This window comes from Prevotella sp. FD3004, from assembly GCF_000746155.1.
Classification (GTDB): Bacteria; Bacteroidota; Bacteroidia; order Bacteroidales; family Bacteroidaceae; genus Prevotella.
The window spans coordinates 88,563-111,034 of sequence record NZ_JQKR01000012.1 but is presented as its reverse complement, the minus strand read 5'-3'; the positions used below and the strand labels follow the sequence as shown (position 1 = coordinate 111,034).

17 protein-coding genes and 1 tRNA gene are annotated in these 22,472 nt (G+C 49.6%); 15 read left to right on the top strand and 3 right to left on the bottom strand.

What is annotated here, in order from left to right; all coding sequences use genetic code 11:
• Window positions 1-50 precede the first annotated feature (50 nt).
• Window positions 51-124 (bottom strand) — tRNA-Asn (locus T325_RS03955).
• A 171-nt stretch (window positions 125-295) separates the two neighbouring features.
• Between T325_RS03955 and T325_RS03950 the strand changes: the two genes are divergently transcribed.
• The 13 genes from T325_RS03950 (at window position 296) to T325_RS03890 (ending at window position 16,938) form a co-directional block, all read left to right on the top strand.
• Complete coding sequence (locus T325_RS03950; RefSeq protein ID WP_036910610.1) at window positions 296-2,059, top strand: S41 family peptidase; 1,764 nt, start codon at window positions 296-298, stop codon at window positions 2,057-2,059.
• 110 nt (window positions 2,060-2,169) lie between these two features.
• Complete coding sequence (gene rimP / locus T325_RS03945; protein ID WP_036910608.1) at window positions 2,170-2,637, top strand: ribosome assembly cofactor RimP; 468 nt, start codon at window positions 2,170-2,172, stop codon at window positions 2,635-2,637.
• Window positions 2,638-2,666: 29 nt separating this feature from the next.
• On the top strand, window positions 2,667-3,926 hold the full coding sequence (gene nusA / locus T325_RS03940; RefSeq protein WP_036910605.1) for a transcription termination factor NusA: 1,260 nt from the start codon (window positions 2,667-2,669) through the stop codon (window positions 3,924-3,926).
• A gap of 32 nt (window positions 3,927-3,958) precedes the next feature.
• Window positions 3,959-6,760: a translation initiation factor IF-2 gene (infB, locus tag T325_RS03935; RefSeq protein WP_036910602.1), complete on the top strand. Its 2,802-nt coding sequence runs from the start codon at window positions 3,959-3,961 to the stop codon at window positions 6,758-6,760.
• A 2-nt stretch (window positions 6,761-6,762) separates the two neighbouring features.
• Window positions 6,763-8,211, top strand: coding sequence for a Fe-S cluster assembly protein SufB (sufB, locus tag T325_RS03930; protein WP_036910600.1), 1,449 nt, complete (start codon window positions 6,763-6,765; stop codon window positions 8,209-8,211).
• A 34-nt stretch (window positions 8,212-8,245) separates the two neighbouring features.
• Entirely contained in the window at window positions 8,246-9,001 is a 756-nt protein-coding gene (sufC, locus tag T325_RS03925) for a Fe-S cluster assembly ATPase SufC (RefSeq protein WP_036910598.1), read from the top strand.
• Window positions 8,998-10,428: a Fe-S cluster assembly protein SufD gene (sufD, locus tag T325_RS03920; protein ID WP_036910596.1), complete on the top strand. Its 1,431-nt coding sequence runs from the start codon at window positions 8,998-9,000 to the stop codon at window positions 10,426-10,428. Before sufC ends, sufD begins: the two co-directional genes overlap by 4 nt.
• 1 nt (window position 10,429) lies before the next feature.
• Entirely contained in the window at window positions 10,430-11,650 is a 1,221-nt protein-coding gene (locus T325_RS03915; protein ID WP_036910594.1) for an aminotransferase class V-fold PLP-dependent enzyme, read from the top strand.
• A 4-nt stretch (window positions 11,651-11,654) separates the two neighbouring features.
• A complete protein-coding gene (locus T325_RS03910) occupies window positions 11,655-12,281 on the top strand; it encodes a ribonuclease HII (RefSeq protein WP_036910592.1) in 627 nt (208 codons plus the stop codon).
• 34 nt (window positions 12,282-12,315) lie between these two features.
• Window positions 12,316-13,743: an alanine/glycine:cation symporter family protein gene (locus tag T325_RS03905; RefSeq protein WP_036910590.1), complete on the top strand. Its 1,428-nt coding sequence runs from the start codon at window positions 12,316-12,318 to the stop codon at window positions 13,741-13,743.
• 174 nt (window positions 13,744-13,917) lie between these two features.
• Entirely contained in the window at window positions 13,918-15,438 is a 1,521-nt protein-coding gene (gene gpmI, locus T325_RS03900; RefSeq protein WP_036910589.1) for a 2,3-bisphosphoglycerate-independent phosphoglycerate mutase, read from the top strand.
• 94 nt (window positions 15,439-15,532) lie between these two features.
• Window positions 15,533-16,198 carry a uracil-DNA glycosylase gene (locus T325_RS03895; protein ID WP_036910587.1) on the top strand — a complete coding sequence of 222 codons (666 nt, stop codon included), beginning with the start codon at window positions 15,533-15,535 and terminating at the stop codon, window positions 16,196-16,198.
• A 107-nt stretch (window positions 16,199-16,305) separates the two neighbouring features.
• Window positions 16,306-16,938, top strand: coding sequence for a DUF3109 family protein (locus T325_RS03890; RefSeq protein WP_036910860.1), 633 nt, complete (start codon window positions 16,306-16,308; stop codon window positions 16,936-16,938).
• On the opposite strand, the gene T325_RS03885 is transcribed toward T325_RS03890, so the two are convergent.
• Window positions 16,933-17,808 (bottom strand): helix-turn-helix domain-containing protein, encoded by an 876-nt coding sequence (locus tag T325_RS03885; protein WP_036910585.1) that lies wholly within the window; start codon window positions 17,806-17,808, stop codon window positions 16,933-16,935. The genes T325_RS03890 and T325_RS03885 overlap by 6 nt on opposite strands.
• The gene (locus T325_RS03880) at window positions 17,802-20,144 is read right to left on the bottom strand and encodes a glycoside hydrolase family 95 protein (RefSeq protein ID WP_036910858.1); all 2,343 of its coding nucleotides are present in this window, start codon (window positions 20,142-20,144) and stop codon (window positions 17,802-17,804) included. Before T325_RS03880 ends, T325_RS03885 begins: the two co-directional genes overlap by 7 nt.
• An 83-nt stretch (window positions 20,145-20,227) precedes the next feature.
• Between T325_RS03880 and T325_RS03875 the strand changes: the two genes are divergently transcribed.
• Window positions 20,228-21,064, top strand: a complete 837-nt coding sequence (locus T325_RS03875; protein WP_036910583.1) for a phosphate acyltransferase — start codon at window positions 20,228-20,230, stop codon at window positions 21,062-21,064.
• Complete coding sequence (gene buk, locus T325_RS03870) at window positions 21,061-22,131, top strand: butyrate kinase (RefSeq protein ID WP_036910582.1); 1,071 nt, start codon at window positions 21,061-21,063, stop codon at window positions 22,129-22,131. Before T325_RS03875 ends, buk begins: the two co-directional genes overlap by 4 nt.
• Window positions 22,132-22,472: the final 341 nt, after the last annotated feature.

Sequence of the window (22,472 nt, the reverse complement as noted above, 5' to 3'; positions counted from 1 at the left end):
TTTTTTTGTTAAATACAAAAAAAGTCCCAACCTTTCGATTGGGACTTTTGCGCTTCAGGATGGGCTTGAACCAACGACCCCCTGATTAACAGTCAGGTGCTCTAACCAACTGAGCTACTGAAGCAGGTCTTGCTGTTAAGCGGGTGCAAAAGTACGGCGATTTTTTGAAACTACCAAACTTTTAAGCGAAAAAATTCATAGAAACTTAAATTTTTTGCAAAAAAGGAGGGAAAAAGAACGTTTTCTTGAGATAATCATGTAATTTTGCAGCTGTATTTATCAACTTAAGGAAGTTATGAGAAGACATATCATACCCGTTCTGATGATGATGGTTGTTTCGATGACGGCACAGGCTCAGAAAACGAACGACCACAACTTTGAGGTGGCGAAGCATCTTGATATCTTTAATCACGTGTATAAGAACCTGGAGCTGCTCTATGTGGACACCCTGAACCCGAAGGAAACCATCGGTACGGGTATCACGGCTATGCTTCGCAGGCTGGATCCTTATACGGAATATTATGCTCAGGACGAGACGAAGGACCTGAGAATGATGCTCACGGGTAAGTATGCCGGTATCGGCGCTCTTATCAGAAAGCACCAGAAACTGGATCGCGTGGTGATTGATGAACCCTATGCTAATATGCCGGCAGCTGAGGCTGGGCTGAAGAAGGGTGACGTGATTCTGAGCATCGACGACTCGATGATGACGGATAAGCAGGTGGGCTATGTGAGTGATCATCTGCGTGGTGAGCCTGGCACGAGCTTCCTGCTGAAGGTGATGCGTCCGTCGACAGGCAAACTGATGAGTTTCAAGATTACCCGCAGGAACATCAAACTGCCTGAGATGCCGTACTATGGTATGAGGGACGGCAATATCGGCTACATCAACCTGAACCAGTTTACGGAAGGATGCGCCAAGGAAATGCGTCGTGCTTTCGTGGATCTGAAGAAGAGGGGGGCGACTTCGCTGATTCTTGACCTTCGCGGTAATGGCGGCGGCTCAGAGCAGGAGGCTGTCGATATCCTGAACCTGTGGCTGCAGAAAGGAATTACGGTGGTGGCAAATCGCGGTAAGGTGAGACAGGCGAATAAGGAATATAAGACCACTGTGGAACCTGTCGACACGGTGATGCCGCTGGTGGTGCTTGTGAATGGTGAGACGGCCAGTGCCAGCGAGATTACCAGTGGTGCCATTCAGGATCTGGACAGAGGTATAATATTAGGTACGCGCACGTATGGAAAGGGATTGGTGCAGGTTCCTATTGACTTGCCTTACAATACAAATATGAAGGTGACGACCTCGAAATACTACATCCCCAGCGGGCGTTGTATTCAGGCGATAAACTATAAGCACGACGGAAGCGGCTATCGTGAGCATATACCCGATTCGTTGACAAAGGTGTTCTATACCCGTCGCGGTCGTGAGGTGCGTGATGGCGGTGGTATTAAACCGGATGTTGAGGTGAAGGCCGATACGATTCCCAACATCGCCTTCTATCTCTCGGCCAGTGGTCAGGACTCTACGGAGGTGATGTTCGACTATGTGGTAGACTACATCGCCAAACATCCTGTAATCGCTTCTGCGTCGGAGTTCCATCTGACTGATGCTGACTGGCAGGAGTTCAAGGCACGTGTCATTAAGAGCGGATTCACCTACGACCCCGTGAGCAAGAAACAGTTTGCCGAACTGGTGAAGACGGCTAAGTTTGAAGGGTATTATGACGATGCCAAGCAGGCATTCGATACGCTCGAATCGAAGTTGAACCATGACGTGGCTGTTGATTTGGAGAAGTATAAGACGGTGCTGATGCATATTCTTGAAGCGGACATTATCGCTGCCTACTATTATCAGTCGGGCGCTATCGAGGCCGGACTTAATTTCGATCGCCAGCTGAAAGAGGCCGAAAGGCTGCTGAAGTCGCCTGAGGAGTATCAAAAATTGCTGACTCCCAAGAAGGGCAAGGATACTTCTTCAGTCATCAGAATCGACAAGAAACCATTTGGAAATATCTCTCTGAAACAGAAGGAATTAGAAATATTCAGCTATATTGCGTAAAAAAACAGCTAAATATTTGGTAGTTAGCGGGAAAATGCTTACCTTTGCACCCGTTCAGCGGAATGAGAGGCTCGAAAGAGTCTCTCATTTTCGATATTAATATGTATTAGATGATAAATAAGGAAACTATTCAAGCATTGACGGAAGAGTGGTTGCAGGGCAACGACTATTTCCTGGTAGACATTAATTTTGTGGCCAATGACAGAATCGTCATTGAGATTGACCATGCAGACGGTGTGTGGATTGAAGATTGTGCGGAATTGAGCCGATTCCTTCAGGAGCGTCTGGGCGAAGAGCTCGGAGAGTATGAACTGGAGGTTGGCAGCGCTGGACTTGGACAACCGTTCAAGGTGGCTCAGCAGTACCAGAATCATATTGGTGATACCTTGGAGGTTCTTGGGCTCGATGGTAAGAAGATACAGGGTGTCCTGAAGTCGGTTGAAGGACGCGATTTTGTGCTGACTGTTCGCGAAAAGCAGAAACAGGAAGGAAAGAAGCGCCCCGTGCTGGTGGATGTGGATAAGACATTCTCGATGGATCAAATCAAGTATGCCAAGTATCTGTTGGCATTTAAGTAAGCTAATGAATAAAAATAAAAAATAAGACAATGGCAATTAAGAAAGAAGAGAAAGGCCCCTCAATGATTGAGACCTTTCAGGAATTCAAAGAGACAAAGAACATCGACCGTACCACGTTGGTGAGCGTTCTGGAGGAGAGCTTCCGTAATGTGATCGCTAAGATGTTTGGTTCGGATGAGAACTTTGATGTGATTGTGAACCCCGACAAGGGCGACTTTGAGATTCATCGTAACCGTGTGGTTGTGGCTGACGGTGATGTGCAGGACGAGAATAAGGAGATTGCACTGAGCGAGGCTCAGAAGATCGAACCCGACTACGAGGTTGGCGAGGAGGTCTCTGAGGAGGTTGAGTTCGCTAAGTTCGGCCGCCGTGCCATCCTGAATCTACGTCAGACTTTGGCTTCTAAGATTCTTGAGCTGGAGCATGACTCTCTCTATCAGAAGTATAAGGATAAGGTGAATACCATTGTTAGCGGTGAGGTTTACCAGATCTGGAAGCGCGAGGTGCTGCTGATGGACGACGAGGGTAACGAACTCCACCTGCCTAAGCAGGAGCAGATTCCTTCAGACAACTACCACAAAGGTGAAACCGTTCGTGCCATTGTGAAGGAAGTGCAGAACGAGAATAATAATCCTCGCATCATCCTTTCTCGTACCAGTCCTGTATTCCTGGAGCGTCTGCTCGAGGCCGAGGTACCTGAGATCAACGACGGTCTGATTACCATCAAGAAAGTGGCCCGTATGCCAGGCGATCGTGCCAAGGTGGCCGTTGAGAGCTATGACGAGCGTATCGACCCGGTTGGAGCTTGTGTTGGTGTGAAGGGTAGCCGTGTGCACGGTATCGTTCGTGAACTCTGCAATGAGAATATCGACGTAATCAACTACTCAAGCAATGTACAGCTCTATATCCAGCGTGCGTTGAGTCCTGCTAAGGTTTCAAGCATCGTTCTTGATCAGGAGAACCGTAAGGCAGAGGTTTATCTGCAGCCCGAGGAGGTTTCTCTGGCCATCGGTCGTGGTGGTATGAACATCAAGCTGGCTTCTATGCTGACAGAGTATACCATCGACGTATTCCGCGTTGTTAGTGAAAACGAGGCCGATGAGGATATCTATCTGGATGAGTTCTCTGATGAGATCGACCAGTGGGTGATCGACGCTATCAAGGCTATTGGTCTGGATACAGCCAAGGCTGTTCTCAATGCTCCACGTGAGATGCTGATTGAAAAGGCTGACCTTGAGGAGGAGACGGTAGATCATCTGTTGGATGTTCTTCGTGCTGAGTTTGAGTAAAAAGAAAAGAGGAAAAAATAAAAAGGTTAAGAATGGGAGTCAGATTAAATAAAGTATTAACAGAATTGAACATCGGTCTTCAGACGGCAGTAGACTTTCTGAAGAATAAGAGAGACTTGGGTGAAATCAAAGACGACGCTAATGTCAATACTAAGATTACCGACGAGCAGTATAACGCGCTCGTTAGGGAATTCAAGGGCGACAAAGACGTTAAGACCCAGGCAGGCATGATGTTCCCAAAGAAGGAGAAGAAGCCTAAGAAGGACGCAAGATCGGAGTCTGTATCAGAGCCGAAGGAAGAGCGCCGCCAGACTTTCACTCCTCTAGGAAAGATTGACCTGGACAGCATTGGTAAGCCCAAGCCCCAGGAGGACAAGACGCCGAAGGCCGAACCCGTAGCTGTGGTGAAGGAAGAAAAGGAGCCAGAGCCCGTAGTGGAGAAGAAGCCCGAGGAGCCTAAGGTAGAGCCTGTCAAAGAGGTGAAGCCGGAGCCTATTGCTCCTGTAGTAAAGGAAGCTCCAAAGGAGACTCCCGTTCAGACGGAGCAGGCTGCTGATGATAATAATGTCTTTAAGTTGAGGACTGAACAGAAGTCTGTGCCTAACCTGAATGTGGTTGGTAAGATTGACCTCGATTCTCTGAACCAGAGCACTCGTCCTAAGAAGAAGTCAAAGGAGGAGCGCCGTAAGGAGCGTGAGGAGAAACAGGCCCAGATGCACGGTGGCGTTAATGGCGAGAAGAAGAAGCGTGAGCGCATCCGTGGCGGTAAGGAACGTGTGGATATCGAGGCTGCTGCCAATCAAGATAAGGGTCAGAATAACCAGAACAAGAAGAATAAGAATAAGGGAGGCAACCAGAACTTCCAGGATAACGGCAACCAGCAGGGTGGTAAGAAGAATAAGAAGAATCGCCCAGTGAAGCAGTTGGAGGTGGATGATGAGGCTGTAGCCCGTCAGGTAAAGGAGACACTGGCCCGTCTTACATCTAAGAATCAGAATAAGAAAGGTGCTAAATACCGTCGTGAGAAGCGTGATGCCGTCGCCGAGCGTATGCAGGAGGAGATGGAGTCACAGGCAGCAGAGAGCAAGATACTCAAGCTGACAGAGTTCGTGACTGTTTCAGAACTCGCTACGATGATGAATGTTGGCGTCAACCAGGTTATCGGTACATGTATGAGCATCGGTATCATGGTGTCTATCAACCAGCGCCTGGATGCTGAGACTATCAATATCGTTGCCGAGGAGTTCGGATTCACCACAGAATATGTATCAGCCGAAGTGCAGAACGCCATTACTGAGGAGGAGGACGATGAGAACGATCTGATCAGTCGCGCTCCAATCGTAACAGTGATGGGACACGTTGACCATGGTAAGACATCTCTGCTCGACCACATCCGTAACACCAACGTGATTGCCGGTGAGGCTGGTGGTATCACCCAGCACATCGGTGCCTATAACGTGAAACTGAAGGATGGCCGTCAGATTACGTTCCTCGACACGCCTGGTCACGAGGCTTTCACTGCCATGCGTGCCCGTGGTGCTCAGGTAACTGATATCGCCATTATCATCGTTGCGGCTGATGACTCAGTAATGCCTACTACCAAGGAGGCTATTGCTCATGCTCAGGCTGCCAACGTACCAATGGTATTCGCCATCAATAAGATTGATAAACCAGGTGCTAACCCAGATAAGATTCGTGAAGACCTGGCCAACATGAACCTGCTCGTTGAAGAGTGGGGTGGTAAGTACCAGTGTCAGGAAATCAGTGCCAAGAAGGGTATTGGTGTCGACGAGTTGCTTGAAAAAGTGCTGCTCGAGGCTGAGATGCTCGACCTGAAGGCTAATCCTAACCGTAAGGCCACTGGTAGCATCATCGAGAGCTCACTTGATAAAGGCCGTGGCTATGTGTCAACAGTGCTTGTGTCTAATGGTACACTGAAGGTCGGCGATGTTGTCATCGCAGGTACTGCCTGGGGTAAGGTGAAGGCTATGTTCAACGAGCGTAACCAGCGCATCAATGAGGCAGGACCTGCTGAGCCTGCTATTATCCTGGGTCTGAACGGTGCGCCTACCGCTGGTGACTCTTTCCATGTGATGGAGTCGGAACAGGAGGCTCGTGATATCGCTAACAAGCGTATCCAGTTGCAGCGTGAGCAGAGCTTGCGTACAACTACCAAACTGGGTCTCGACGAGTTGTCACACCGTATTGCCCTGGGTGAGTTCCACGAGTTGAACATCATCGTGAAGGGTGATACCGACGGATCTATTGAGGCACTGAGCGATTCGTTCATCAAACTCTCTACCGAGAAGGTTCAGGTAAATGTGATCAACAAGGCCGTAGGTCAGATTTCTGAGAATGATGTCATGCTGGCATCAGCATCTGAGGCTATCATCATCGGATTCCAGGTTCGTCCTTCTGCCGATGCACGTCGTGCCGCTGATCGTGAGGGTGTTGAAATCAATACCTACTCTATCATCTACGATGCTATCGACGATGTGAAGCAGACCATGCAGGGTATGCTTGACAAGGTGAAGAAGGAGGTTATCTCTGGTGAGATCGAGGTTAAGCAGGTATTTAAGATATCCAAGGTCGGTACTGTTGCCGGTGGTCTTGTTACCGATGGTAAGGTACATAACAAGGATAAGGCTCGCGTCATCCGCGATGGTATCGTGATCCACACTGCTCCTATCGACGCCCTGAAGCGTTATAAGGACGATGCCAAGGAAGTGGCAACCGGACTGGAGTGTGGTATCTCACTGGTTAACTTCAACGACATCCAGGTGGGTGATATCATCGAGACCTTCACTGAGATCGAGGTAGAACAGAAACTGTAAGAATGTCAGAAAAGAAAAATGAGTTTGTCCGTCAGGTGGCAGAACAGAAATACGAATTCGGTTTTACCACTGACGTACATACAGAGATTATAGAGAAGGGGCTGAACGAGGACATCGTTCGGCTCATCTCTGCTAAGAAAGGGGAGCCTGAGTGGATGCTCGAGTTCCGCTTAAAGGCGTTCCGCTACTGGAAGGAGCAGACGGAGCCCAAATGGGGACATGTGCATGTGCCTCCTATTGACTATCAGGCCATCAGCTACTATGCCGATCCTTTGGCCAAGAAGCCTGAAGGCGACGGAAAGATTGACCCTGAACTTGAAAAGACGTTCGACAAACTTGGTATTCCTCTGGAAGAGCGTTTAGCGCTGAGTGGTAATACCGCTGTCGATGCCATCATGGACTCGGTTTCGGTGAAGACCACCTTTAAGGAGAAACTCCGTGAGAAGGGTGTTATCTTCTGCTCGATAGGTGAGGCCATTAAGGAACATGGTGATTTGGTACGCCAGTACTTAGGTACGGTGGTGCCTTATCGCGATAATTTCTTTGCAGCCTTGAATAGTGCTGTGTTCAGCGACGGTTCGTTTGTCTATATCCCCAAAGGTGTTCGCTGTCCCATGGAACTTAGTTCTTATTTCCGCATCAATGCAAGGAATACGGGACAGTTCGAGCGTACATTGATTATCGCTGATGACGATGCTTACGTATCTTATCTCGAAGGATGTACAGCGCCGATGCGTGATGAGAACCAGCTCCATGCGGCCATCGTAGAGATTATCGTGATGAACCGTGCTGAGGTGAAGTACTCAACCGTTCAGAACTGGTATCCTGGCGATGAAAACGGTAAAGGTGGTGTATTGAATCTGGTAACTAAACGTGGCGATTTGCGTGGTGTGGACTCTAAACTCTCCTGGACTCAGGTTGAAACGGGTTCTGCCATTACTTGGAAATATCCGTCGTGCATCCTGCGTGGCGATAATTCTCAGGCAGAGTTCTATAGTGTGGCTGTGACCAACAACTATCAAGAGGCTGATACGGGTACCAAGATGATTCATATTGGTAAGAACACCAAGAGTACCATCATCTCTAAGGGTATCTCGGCAGGCCATTCGCAGAACTCTTATCGCGGATTGGTGCGTGCTACCAGCAATGCTGATAATGCGCGTAATTACTCTTCGTGCGACTCGTTGTTGCTGGGCTCTGATTGTGGTGCACATACCTTCCCTTATATGGATGTGCATAACGACACGGCTATCTTCGAGCACGAGGCTACGACCTCGAAAATCTCTGAGGATCAGCTCTTCTATTGTAACCAGCGTGGTATCCCTACCGAGCAGGCAGTAGGACTCATTGTCAACGGCTATGCAAAGGAAGTGCTCCAGAAACTCCCCATGGAGTTTGCCGTTGAGGCTCAGAAACTGCTGAGTGTATCACTTGAAGGAACCGTAGGGTAAAGGTAAAAAGATAAAAAAGTAAAAAGGTAAATAAATGCTTGAGGTAAGAAATCTACATGCTCGCATTGGCGACAAAGAGATATTAAAAGGTATTGACCTTGTGATCAACGATGGTGAGACACATGCCATCATGGGACCTAACGGTTCTGGAAAATCGACCTTGAGTGCTGTGCTCGTGGGCAATCCGCTTTATGAGGTGACTGAAGGCGAGGCTTTCTTCAATGGCAAGAATCTGCTGGAGATGAAACCAGAGGATCGTGCTCATGAGGGGCTGTTCCTCTCGTTCCAGTATCCTGTTGAGATTCCTGGCGTGTCGATGACTAACTTCATGAAGGCAGCCATCAATGAGAAACGTAAGTATCAGGGTCTGGAACCCATGAACGCCGCTGAGTTCCTGAAGCTTCAGCGTGAGAAGCGTAAGATTGTTGAACTCGATTCCAAGCTGGCTAACCGCTCTGTAAACGAGGGCTTTAGTGGTGGTGAGAAGAAACGCAACGAAATCTTCCAGATGGCTATGCTTGAGCCAAAGCTGAGCATTCTCGATGAGACCGACTCTGGTCTTGACGTCGATGCTATGCGTATCGTGGCCGAAGGAGTGAATAAACTGCAGACACCAGAGACTTCATGCATCGTCATCACCCATTACGATCGCTTGCTTGAGATGATCAAGCCTCAGTTTGTACATGTGCTGTACAAGGGGCGTATCGTGAAGACTGGCGGCCCAGAACTGGCCAAGCAGATTCAAGAGCATGGTTACGATTGGATTAAGGAAGAAATAGGAGAAGAATGAACTCAGAACAACAATATATAGAGTTGTACCAGCAGGCACGTGAGATGATTTTCTCGCATGCCCCAGAGGCGATGAATGCCGTGCGTGATGAGGCCTTTGAGAATTTCAAGACTCTGGGCTTTCCCTCACGTAAGGTGGAGCGCTATAAGTACACCGATATGCAGAAGCTCTTCGAGCCTGACTATGGTGTGAACCTCAGCCGTCTCCAGATTCCCGTCGATCCTTATGAGGCTTTCCATTGCGATGTGCCCAACCTCTCTACCAGCCTCTACTTCGTGGTGAACGACATGTTCTATCACGATGAAAAACCAAAGGGACATCTGCCTGAGGGTGTGATTATCGGCTCGTTGAGAGATTATCCTGAGTTGGTGAGCAAATACTACACCAAGCAGGCTAAGACCAGTGAGGATGCTGTCACAGCGCTCAACACCATGCTGGCACAGGACGGACTACTGGTTTACGTGCCCAAAAATGTTAAGGTTGATCGTGCCATTCAGGTAATCAATATCCTTAAGGCACCGACCTTGCGAGTGAAGAGCGATGCTCGCATCAGCTCTTCCGAGCCTGAGGTGGCTCGGCCATCGGCCAAGGCAACACCCCAGAATGCCCAGCGTCAGGTGCCTGATTTGATGGTGAACCGACGTGTGCTTATCGTGCTCGAAGAGAACGCAGAGATCAAGATGCTCTTCTGCGACCATGCTGCCGACGATCGTAACTTCCTGGCTACTCAGGTCATTGAGGCTTATGTGGGCGAGAATGCGTCGTTAGACCTCTACTGCATGGAGGAAACACACCATAAGAATGTGCGTGTAAGCAATGTCTATATCGACCAGCAGGCTAACAGCCGTGTGAACCACAATGTAATTACGCTGCATAATGGTATCACGCGCAACAAGCTCGACCTCACTTTCTCTGGCGAGGGGGCTGAGTGTCAGTGCTATGGTTGTGTGATAGCCGATAAGCAGCAGCACGTGGATAACAACACGCTGATTACCCATCAAGTGCCGCACTGCACTTCGAACGAACTTTATAAATATGTGCTCGACGATAAGGCTGTTGGTGCCTTTGCTGGCCGTGTGTTGGTAGAGCATGGGGCTCAGAAGACTATCTCGCAGATGACCAATCAGAATCTGACGGCAACCAAAGAGGCGCGTATGTACACCCAGCCCATGCTCGAGATTTATGCCGACGACGTGAAGTGTGCCCATGGCTCAACCGTTGGACAGCTTAACGATGCCGCCCTCTTCTATATGCGTCAGCGAGGCATCTCGCTCAATGAGGCCAAACTCCTGTTGCAGAATGCCTTCATCAACGAGGTCATCGACCACATGCAGCTCGAACCTCTCCGCGATCGCCTTCACTACTTGGTAGAAAAGCGATTCCGTGGCGAACTCAACAAATGCTCTGGTTGTAAATTGTGTAAGTAATATGTACGATATAAATAAGGTACGTGAGGATTTCCCCATCCTGGGTCGCGAGGTCTATAAGAAGCCGCTGGTTTATCTCGATAATGCAGCAACTACGCAGAAGCCGCTCATGGTGCTCGACGCCATGAGGGATGAATACCTCAATGTAAATGCCAACGTGCATCGTGGTGTTCACTATCTTTCGCAACAGGCTACCGATCTGCACGAGGCAGCCCGTGAAAAGGTCCGCGGATTTATCAATGCCCGCAAGATAGAGGAGATTGTTTTTACCCGTGGCACCACAGAGGCGATTAACTTGGTGGCTCAGTCGTTCTGTGAATCGCAGATGCAGACTGGCGACGAGGTGATTGTGACTGAGATGGAGCACCATTCCAACATCGTCAGCTGGCAACTTCAGGCGATGAAACGGGGTATTGTTGTGAAGCATGTTCCTATTACGGATGACGGATTGCTCTGCCTCAATCAGTTGGAAGCACTTATTACAGAGAAAACCAAGATTATCAGCGTGGTCCATGTCAGCAATGTATTGGGAACTGTTAATCCTGTCGAGCAGATCATCAAGATAGCCCACGCTCACGATATCCCCGTATTGGTGGATGGCGCCCAGAGCGCACCCCACTTTAAGGTGGATGTGCAGGCGATGGATTGCGACTTTTTTGCTTTCAGCGGACATAAGATGTATGGTCCTACGGGCATAGGCGTGCTCTATGGCAAGGAAGAATGGCTCGAAAAACTGCCTCCCTATCAGGGTGGTGGCGAGATGATTGATAAGGTGACTTGGGAGAAGACGACTTTCGAGCGCTTGCCCTTTAAGTTCGAGGCTGGCACGCCAGATTATGTGGCTACCCACGGACTCGCTAAAGCCATCGAATATATCGATTCCATCGGCTTCGAAGCTATTCAGGCACATGAACAGCAACTCACAAAATATTGCATGGAACAACTCTTGACAATTCCTGACATGCATATTTATGGCCCGAAGGATACATCGTTGAAGGATGCTGTGGTGAGTTTCAACGTAGGCGATATCCACCACTTGGATATGGGAACCTTGCTTGACCGTCTGGGCATTGCAGTTCGAACAGGTCATCATTGTGCCCAGCCCTTGATGGACAGACTTGGAATCTCTGGTACTGTGAGAGCCTCGTTTGCACTATATAATACGAAAGAAGAGATTGATGCCCTTGTAGCAGGTATCCGTCGTGTTTCGCAAATGTTCTGACAAGATGTTGGCGAGTCATTACTACGAAGGCAAGATTGAAGCAGGTTGTGATGAAGCTGGGCGTGGCTGTCTGGCTGGTAGCGTCTATGCAGCTGCTGTCATTCTGCCTGATGGCTATCAAAACGAACTTCTCAACGACTCCAAGCAACTTACCGAGAAGCGCCGTTATCAGCTTCGTGAAATCATCGAGAAGGATGCTGTAGCATGGGCTGTAGGCATCGTCACCCCAGAGGAGATCGATAAGATAAACATTCTCAACGCTTCGATTCTTGCCATGCATCGAGCCCTCGACCAGTTGAAGGTTCGCCCTGAGGCTATTATCATCGATGGTAATCGCTTCAAACCCTATAAAGACCCGGCAGAAGGAAAGACGCTGCCCTCTACCACCATTGTCAAAGGTGATGGCAAATACCTCGCCATCGCAGCAGCATCGATTCTTGCCAAGACCTATCGTGACGATTATATGAACCAGTTGGCAGAGGAATATCCCCAATATGACTGGCTCTCCAACAAAGGCTATCCCACGAAGAAACATCGCGAAGCCATCCGCCAATACGGCATTACCCCCTATCACCGCAAGAGCTATAACCTCTTAGGCGACGGTCAACTCAGTATTGACTTTGATTTCTAAGATATCCGAACCTTTGTGATGGAAAAGATGATTTATGAATGAGCTGATTACTACGATAAACGATGCCGTGTGGGGCTATGTGCTGATAGCTGCGCTGGTGGGTTGTGGCGTGTGGTTTACGGTGAAGACACGCTTTGTACAGTTCCGTATGGTGGGCGAGATGATCCGTCTGCTCACAGATTCGGCGGTTGATACCGTTGGCGAACAGATTATGGAGAACGCTGCCGAGGGCAAACGTAAACACATCTCCTCGTTCCAGGCTTTTGCAGTGAGTGTGGCCACCCGCGTGGGCACAGGTAACTTGGCTGGTGTGGCTTCGGCCATCGCCATCGGAGGCCCGGGAGCGGTGTTCTGGATGTGGGTGATAGCGTTGATAGGTTCGGCAACGGCTTTCGTCGAATCTACATTGGCGCAGCTATTCAAACAGAAACATAAGGATTCGTTTATTGGCGGACCAGCCTATTATATCCAGCAAGGCCTGCATCAGCGTTGGCTTGCCATTACGTTTGCGGTGCTCATCACGCTGCAGTTCGGACTCTCGAATAACTCTATTCAGGCCAACACCATCTGTGGTGCCATGCAAGAGGCCTTCGGCTGGTCGCCCGCTTGGGTGGGAGCTATGTTGGCTGCCTTAGGCTTATTCATCGTGTTTGGCGGTATTCAGCGTATTGCCCATGTCAGTGCGGTGTTAGTGCCTGTGATGGCTATTGGCTATGTGGTGCTGGCATTGGTGATTATCGTGATGAACATCGAGCATATCCCACACGTATTGAAGGTAATTGTGAGTGATGCGTTCGGCATCCAGCAGATAGCTGGTGGCGGTATCGGTGCTACGATCATGAATGGTGTAAAGCGTGGACTGTTCTCGAACGAGGCGGGCGAGGGTAGTGCGCCGAATGTGGCAGCAACGGCAGCTGTGAGTCATCCAGTGAAGCAAGGACTGATTCAGGCATTGGGTGTATTTACCGATACGTTGCTGGTATGCTCGTGTACGGCCTTTATCATCCTGATAAGTGGGCTTTATCAGACACCAGAACTCAATGGAATTGCCCTTACGCAGTCAGCTTTGCAGAGCGAGGTTGGATCGGCCGGACCAGTCTTCGTGGCTGTCGCTATCTTTCTTTTTGCTTTCTCCAGCATCATCGGCAACTACTATTATGGCGAGGCAAACATCCGTTTTATCACCCCCAACACGAAGGTGATGACCGTCTATCGCATTTGTTCGGCAGGCGTGATGGTTGTGTTTGGCGCATTGGCCAGTTTCGAGTTGGTTTGGAACATTGTTGACTTTTTTATGGCTTTCCTCACGGCTTGTAACCTCGTGGCTATCATGCTTCTGGGTCGCTATGCCTTCCGTCTGCTCGACGACTATCGCCAGCAGAAGCGACAGGGCATTAAAGAACCTGCGTTCCACCGCAGTCAGTTGCCTGAGTTGGAAAGCGAGTTGGAGTGTTGGGAATAACATTCTGATAAGAGGAGTTAGCAATTTGGAAGATTGTATGATTCGATGAGCGGAATTTTGAGTCGAGCAGGTGTGAAATCTGCTTAAAAGCAACGTGTTATCGTACTCATTTCGAAGAAATTTTGTAATTTTGCACCGCAAAATAGAACGTACGTTTAAATTAGTAATAAGATTATGGCAAAGAAAGCATTATTGATGATTCTCGATGGATGGGGAATCGGTAAGCATGGTAAGGGTGACGTGATTTTCAACACACCGACTCCTTATCTCGATTTGTTGACAGCTACTTCGGCTCACTCTCAGCTCATGGCCTCTGGTGAAGACGTTGGTCTGCCCGACGGACAGATGGGTAACTCAGAGGTGGGTCACCTCAATATCGGTGCTGGTCGTATCGTTTATCAGGACCTTGTTAAGATCAACCGCGCATGCAAAGACGGTTCTATCGTAGATAATCCTCAGGTGAAGGCAGCTTATACCTACGCCAAAGAAAATAATAAGAAACTGCACCTGATGGGTCTTTGCTCTGACGGTGGTGTGCACTCTTCACTCGACCACCTGTTCAAGCTCATCGAGGTGGGTAAGCACTATGGACTGAAGAATCAGACTTTCGTTCATTGTTTCATGGACGGTCGTGATACCGACCCCAAGAGCGGTAAGGGATTCATTGAGCAGGTGACTAAGGCATGTGCAGACAATGATGCTGCTATCGCCTCGATTGTAGGTCGTTTCTATGCAATGGACCGTGATAAGCGTTGGGAGCGTGTGAAAGAGGGCTACGACCTCATCGTGAATGGCACAGGTAAGCAGGCTACCGATATGGTGAAAGCCGTAGAGGAGAGCTATGCCGACGGTGTGACCGACGAGTTCATCAAGCCTATCCACAATGCCAGTGTCAATGGTTGCATCGAAGAGGGCGACGTTGTGATTTTCATCAATTTCCGCAACGACCGTGCCAAGGAGCTCACCATCGTACTGACTCAGCAGGATATGCCTGAGCAGGGCATGAAGACCATCCCTGGACTGCAGTACTATTGCATGACTCCATACGATGCCAGCTTCACAGGTGTCAACATTCTCTTCCCCAAGGAGAACGTTGAGAATACGCTGGGAGAATATCTCTCACAGCAGGGCAAGAAGCAGCTCCACACCGCCGAGACCGAGAAGTATGCTCACGTAACATTCTTCTTCAATGGTGGTCGCGAGCAGCCTTACGAGGGCGAGGATCGCATCCTGGTTCCCTCTCCGAAGGTAGCAACCTACGACCTGAAGCCTGAGATGAGTGCTTTTGAGGTGAAGGATAAGCTGGTGGCTGCTATCAACGAGGCAAAGTACGATTTCATTGTGGTTAACTTCGCTAACGGCGATATGGTAGGCCATACTGGTGTGTACAACGCTATTGCCAAGGCCGTCTGGGCTGTTGACAACTGCGTGAAGGACGTAATCGAGGCTGCTAAGGCTAACGATTACGAGGCTATCATCATTGCTGACCATGGTAATGCTGATAACGCCATCAATCCTGATGGTACGCCAAACACCGCTCACTCACTGAATCCCGTTCCATTCATCTATGTAACCAACAACAACTCGGCAACAGTGAAGGACGGTCGTCTGGCCGACGTGGCTCCCTCTATCCTCCATATCATGGGACTGGAGCAGCCTGCCGACATGACTGGTGAGAACCTGATTACAGACTAATTTTCAGGCACGGATTACACGGATTTCACGGATTTGGCGAAACAAAATTAATCCGTGTTAATCTGCGTAATCCGTGCCAAATTATTAAAGAAATATGGCAGTACAGATAGAGGACTCTTGGAAGCAGTATTTGCAGGGCGAGTTTGAGAAGCCTTACTTTGCTCAGCTCACTGAAGCTGTGCGTAAGGAGTATCAAACCACTACGTGCTATCCTCCAGGCAAACTGATTTTTAATGCCTTTAACCTGTGTCCGTTCGACAAGGTGAAGGTGGTGATTATCGGTCAGGATCCCTATCACGAGCCAGGACAGGCCCATGGACTGAGTTTCTCTGTGCAGGATGGTATCCAGTTTCCGCCCTCGCTGCAGAACATCTTTAAAGAGATTCAGGACGACCTTGGTACACCCGTTCCTACCTCTGGCAACTTGACACGCTGGGCTGAACAAGGTGTGTTGCTGCTCAATGCATCGCTCACCGTTCGAGCTCATCAGGCTAACAGTCATTCAGCCTTAGGTTGGCAGAAGTTTACCGATGCCGCTATCCAGGCCTTGGCACAGAACCGCCAGCATCTGGTATATATGCTTTGGGGTGGCTATGCCCGTTCAAAGGCATATATGATTGACAAGCAGAACAATCTCGTGCTTGAATCTGTCCATCCCTCACCTCTGAGTGCCAATCGTGGTGGTTGGTTTGGTCAGCATCAGTTCTCACGTTGTAACGCCTATCTCGAACAAAACGGCATGACTCCCATTCTTTGGTAAAAGACTTTAGGCACGGATTACGCGGCTTTATAAATAAAGACACGGCTCTGTGCATAAGAATAAAGCAGTGTTAATCCGTGTAATCCGTGCCAAAATTCAATCAGAAGATGAATCAACTTCCACCCATTATCCAAGTAGGCGATGTGTTGCTCTCGTCAGAGATATTGACGGAGAAATTTTGTTGTGACCTCAGCGTTTGCAAAGGCGAATGCTGTGTAGAGGGCGACGCTGGTGCGCCTGTGACCTTCGATGAGGTTGCTGAGATTGAGAATTGTCTCGACGAGGTGTGGGGCGATCTGTCTGCATCGGCTCAGGCAGTGATCGACAAGCAAGGTGTGGCTTATACCGATCAGGAGGGTGACTTGGTGACGAGTATCGTTCGTGGCAAGGATTGTGTGTTTACCTATTATGGTGATATAGAAGATTGGAACACCCATTTGCCCATCGGGAACTGTTGTCTTTGCGCATTAGAAAAGGCTTACAGAGCAGGGCGAACCCGTTTCTGCAAGCCTGTAAGTTGTGCGCTCTATCCTATTCGTGAGAAGCGTATTGGCGAGGGCCTTATAGGTCTGAACTACAACCGTTGGTCGGTCTGCAAGATGGCCGTTGCCAAGGGTATTCAAGAGAACCTCCGGCTCTATGAATTCCTTCGCGACCCGCTTATCCGTCGTTTTGGCGAGGCATGGTATCAGGAGTTGCTCGATACCGTTGAAGAGCTGCGCCGCCAGAACTACTTATAGTTTACGGAACTTATTGGGCGAGATGCCTACATGCTCCTTGAAGAATTTACCCAGGAAACTCTGATTGGGGAAATTCATCTCTTCGGTAATCTCCTTGATGCTTTTGGTAGAGTTCTTCAGAAGAACGCGCAGTTCCATCATGACATAGTTGTCGACCCATTCGTTAGGTGTACGACGGCTAACGGCCTTTACCGTTTCCGACAGATACTTCGGTGTGATGCCAAGCTGTATGGCATACCAGCTGATACGGCGTTCATGTTTGTAGTTAGCCTCAACCATCTTGATGAAGTTGGTGAAGATGGCTTCAGCGCGTGTCTGTGGCTTGTCGAGCTTCCTCACTCGGTTGATGATATTGCCAACGTCGTAGAACATAGCCAGTAGCAAAGTCCTGATCAGATCCTTGTGGAAGAAGTTTCCATTGTCGCCAATCTTTTGCTTAATCACTTGGAAGTACTCCTTAAAGGTGTCCTGCTCCTTCCTGTCGAGACTCATCACAGGGTGACTACGGGCAAAGAGGAATAGTGAGTTGACATCCCTCACGTTCTGGATAATCTCATGGAAGAAGTTCACGCTAAGCATCATACACAGTCCTTCCATGTCGGGCGAGGGTTGATACTTATCTACCACATGCTTATCGCTGACAATGAGAATATCGCCAGGGTTGATAATCATCTCTTGGGTGTCGAGTCGATACTCGATTCTACCTTTAGTACACAGTCCGATGAGGATAAAGTTCATCTTTCTGGGCTCTGTAGGCATAGGAGCCTTGTTGATGTGCTCCGTCAGCAGGAGGTCGTCGTCAAGGAAAACCGACTCGCTCCAGCTCTTTGCCTTGTTCAGATCTGTTTCTTTGATTTGTAATTTTACCACGTCTTGATATTTTGAGTTTGACCTGCTTTCAACTTAATAGTCTTCTGCATGTTATTATATAATAAGGTGACACGGCCGTTGTTCTTAGCCTTGATTTGGCAGTCACGCACCTTGCCGTCTTTCCATTCAAATGCCACCTCATAGCCGCCTCTGGCACAGAGTCCGCTGACAGCCCCGTCCTTCCATGCTTCAGGAATGGCGGGCAGCAGTTCAATGACGCCGTCCTTACTCTGTATGAGCATCTCGCAGACGCCAGCTGTGCCGCCGAAGTTACCGTCGATCTGAAAAGGTGGGTGAGCATCGAAGAGATTAGGATAAGTGCCCCCGCCTTTGCTGTAGTTAGGTGCTTTGCTTTTCTGAGGTGCAACAGCTGTCAGCAGTTTTCGGTATATCTGATGTGCCTTCTCTCCGTTCTTCAGTCGTGCCCACAAGTTGATGCGCCATCCGGTGCTCCATCCTGTCGTCTCATCACCTTTGATCTCAAGAGTCCTTTCAGCTGCTTTCTGTAGAGCCGGATCAGTCAGGTGACTGCCTGGGTATAGGCCAATCAGGTGACTCTGGTGGCGATGCTTAAAGTCCCAGTCGTCCCAATCGTAGTACCATTCGTTCAGGTCGCCCATGTGACCGATGGTATAAGGATGCAACTTAGCCAGAGCCAGCTCCATCTCCTTGTCTTTTTGACCGAGAATTTTGCCTGCGGCAATCGTGTTGATGAAGAGTTCGCGTATAATGGCCAGGTCGGCTGTACCGCCATAGCAGGTGGTGCCGTGATAGCCCTTATCTGTTTTATACTCGTTCTCGGGCGACGTGCTGGGAGCTGTTATCAGCTCGCCAGGCTGTTTAGGATTCTCAATGAGCCAGCGCAGACAGAACCGGGCAGCACCCTTCATCAGCGGGTAGGCAATGTCCTTCAGATAAGCCTTGTCTTGTGTAAACTGATAGCGCTCCCACAGGGTATTCACCAGCCAGGCCCCGCCCATATTCCAGTTCGACCACATAGGGCTTTCGCGCTTCTCGCCTACGGGGTTTGTCATTGCCCAGATGTCACTGTTATGGCTCGAGCACCAGCCTTCACCGATATTATAGTAGTTCTTGGCGGTAAACCTGCCGTTAGTAGCAAGCGCGCTGATAAAGCCGTCGAGTGGGGTAGCCGTCTCTGCCATATTAGCCACGAAAGCGGGCCAGTAGTTCTCCTCAAGGTTGATGTTTACCGTATAGTTGCCACGCCATGGCGACCAGAGGTGAGGTGTCCAGAGTCCCTGCAGGTTAGCAGGAACGCCAGTTGTACGTGAGCAGGAGATCAGCAGATAGCGTCCGAACTGGAAATATAGCTCTTCGAGATAGCGGCTCTTGCCTCCATGGTTGGTATAGTCGAGCAATAAGTCATCGGTATTACCCTTGTGGGCTATGGCCTTATCCGAGAGACGGATCTTTACACGGTCGTAGATAGCCTTGTAGTCAGCCAGATGACGGGTGTAGAACTCGTCGTAGCTCATGTTCTGAGTGTGCCAGATGTCGTTAGCTGCATTCTCTAGATAGGGTGCGCCTTCTCTGACGGGATGCTTGTCAAAACCGTTAAAACTCGTCTCGTTGACGATATAGAGAATCGCCTCCTTGGCATTCGTGATTGTTACGGAAGAGTCTGATGCAGCCACTTCGCCATCCGTCTTAACGCTGAGCATCGTGCAGAAGTGGATGCTCTCTTGAGAAAGGCCCGTAGCGTGACCTGTCATCGTGAGTTGGGTGGGGATGGCCTTTACCTGATGAGGCACCTGAGCCGTTAGGGCTATCCTGCAGTTGATGTCACCCTTCAGTCGGATGGCAATCAGCTTGTCGGGGTTCGAGGCGAAGTACTCTCGCTCAATAGTCTTTCCGTTGCGTACGTACCTGTCTTTGATAATAGCCGAGTCGAGGCTGAGGCTGCGCTGGTAGTTTGTGATAGCGCCCAGCCCCAGGTCTTTGATATGCAGCGTACCCAGCGGTTGGAAATACTGTGAGTTGGGACCCTGTACGTGCAACTGCAGTGAGTCGGCAAGCTTGTAGTCTTCACAGAACAGCGCTTCGCGTATCTTTGATATCCACTGGTGGGCATCGGCATCAAGGTTTCTGTCTACGGGTTTCCCCGTCCATAAGGTAATATCGTTCAGGTAGATGATGTTGTCGTCAGTACCACCATATACCAGGGCGCCAAGTTTACCGTTACCTATGGGCAGCGACTCCTCGAAGTAGGTGGCAGGCTTGTCGTACTGCAACAGCATAGGCGCCTGCTCTGTCTGTGCTTCACACAAAGAAGAGCTTCCCATAAGAATAGCAGAAATTAGCAGATATTTCCTCATAATCATTGTTTTTAGTTCTTTCCGCTTGCAAAGATACAAAACTTTTTGTATATTTGCAGCATAAAACCAAAAATTTAAAGACCATGCAGCCGATAAAGACCCTGAATGATATGATTGTCTTTCTCCAGCAGCGAGGCGACAAAAAGCGTGTAGCCGTGGTGTGTGCCAACGACGCCAGTACCCGTTATGCTGTAGAGAAAGGTGTGGAGATGGGCTTCATCGAACCTATCTATGTCGATGGCGACGATAAGGAAGAGTGCGCCCGTCGTGCGGTGGCCCTGTGTAAGAGCGGTGAGGCCGACATCCTGATGAAGGGACTCATCAATACCGATGTGCTTCTGCGAGCCATATTAGATAAGGAAAGTGGCATCATCCGCCCGGGTCATGTGCTCACCCATGTGGCGATGGCCGAGATTCCCAAATACGAGAAACTGCTCTTTTTCACCGATGCCGCCGTGATTCCTGTGCCCACCGAGGCTCAGCGTCGCCAGCAGATTCACTATGTGAACTATGTGTGCCATGCCCTTGGTATCGAGGAACCGCGTATCTCGCTCATCCATTGTGCAGAGAAGGTAAGTGCCAAGACATTCCCCTATACTGTCGACTATCTGGAGATTATCGCTGAGGCCCAGACAGGTGCCTTCGGGCGCTGCATCATCGATGGACCGTTAGACCTGAAGACCTCGCTCGACTCCGTCAGCCTGCGTGAGAAAGGCATCCGTTCCGTCATCGACGGACAGGCTGATGCACTGATATTCCCCGACATCGTGGCAGGCAACGTGTTTTATAAGACCATCACCCTCTTTGGCTATGCCAAGACGGCTGGTGTGTTGCAGGGTACACAGTGTTGCTGCGTGTTGCCATCGCGTGCTGACAGTCCGGAGTCGAAGTACTATTCTCTCGCCCTTGCTGCTATATGAAGATACTTGTCATCAATCCAGGCTCTACCTCTACAAAGGTGGCAGTCTTTGAGGATGAGTCGCCCTTGCTCGTCCGTAACATCGCGCATACCCCTGAACAGCTGGCTTGTTTCGACGATGTGATAGAGCAGCAGGACTTCCGTCGCCAACTGGTGCTCGATGAACTTCGCCAGGCCAACATCCCTGTAGAGTTCGATGCCGTCATTGGGCGTGGTGGCCTTGTAAAACCGCTTGAGGGTGGTGTCTACGAGATTAACGACCTTATGATTCAAGACACCCATAGCGGCATAGCCCTCCATAATCATGCTTGTAACCTGGGTTGCCTGATAGCACACGAGATAGCCGCCTCCATTCCTGGCTGTCGTTCTTTCATTGCCGATCCAGGTGTTGTCGACGAGCTCAACGACTATGCCCGTATCTCCGGCTCCCCTTTGATGAACCGTATCTGTATCTGGCATGCCCTCAACCAGCGTGCCATAGCCCGTCGCTATGCCGCCGAGATAGGCAAGGAGTATGAAGACCTCAACCTGATTATCTGTCATATGGGTGGTGGCATATCTGTGGCGGCTCACGACCACGGACGTGCCGTTGATGCTAATAACGCCCTCGATGGCGAAGGCCCTTTTTCACCGGAACGTGCCGGCTCGCTGCCGGCTTCCGACCTTATCCGTCTTTGTTTCAGTGGCAAGTATAACGAGAAGCAGCTCTTGAAGCGTATCGCAGGAAAGGCAGGTCTCAATGCCCATCTGGGTACCAACGATGTGCGCGAGGTGATCCGCCGTATCGAAGACTATGGTGACAAACATGCCGAACTCATCCTCAATGCCATGATCTATCATGTTGCCAAGAGCATCGCTGCCGAGTCGGCTGTACTCTGTGGCCATATCGATGCCATCCTGCTCACGGGCGGTCTGGCACGTTCTGAGTATGTTGTCAGCCGCCTCCGTCAACGTGTGGAGTTCTTGGCTCCCATCCACTGCTTCCCTGGCGAGGATGAGATGGAAGCCCTCGCCCTCAATGCCCTCGCCGTACTCCAAGGCAAACGTCAGGCTAAAATTTATGTATAACATAATCTGTATACTTGGTATATATAGGTGTAAGCCATGACAATTATTATCTGAGTTTCTGCAATTTAGGTTATCTTGTATTCCAATTTAGACTAAATTGCAGAGCAAAATAGATTAAATTGCTCACCAATTTAGACTAAATTGGTAGAGCGCAGATAGTCTTTGTCAATTCAAGGGATATTCCTTGTCTGCCCCGTCCCCGTTATGTGTCATCACCGCAAGGCATTCAGAAGCAGGATTCCTTCAATGCAAGTTCCGTGTTTATGGTACAGGATAACAATGATAAATCCCCACCTGAATAGGATAAGACCTATCGCAAGTGGGGATTTGAAAAGTATTTG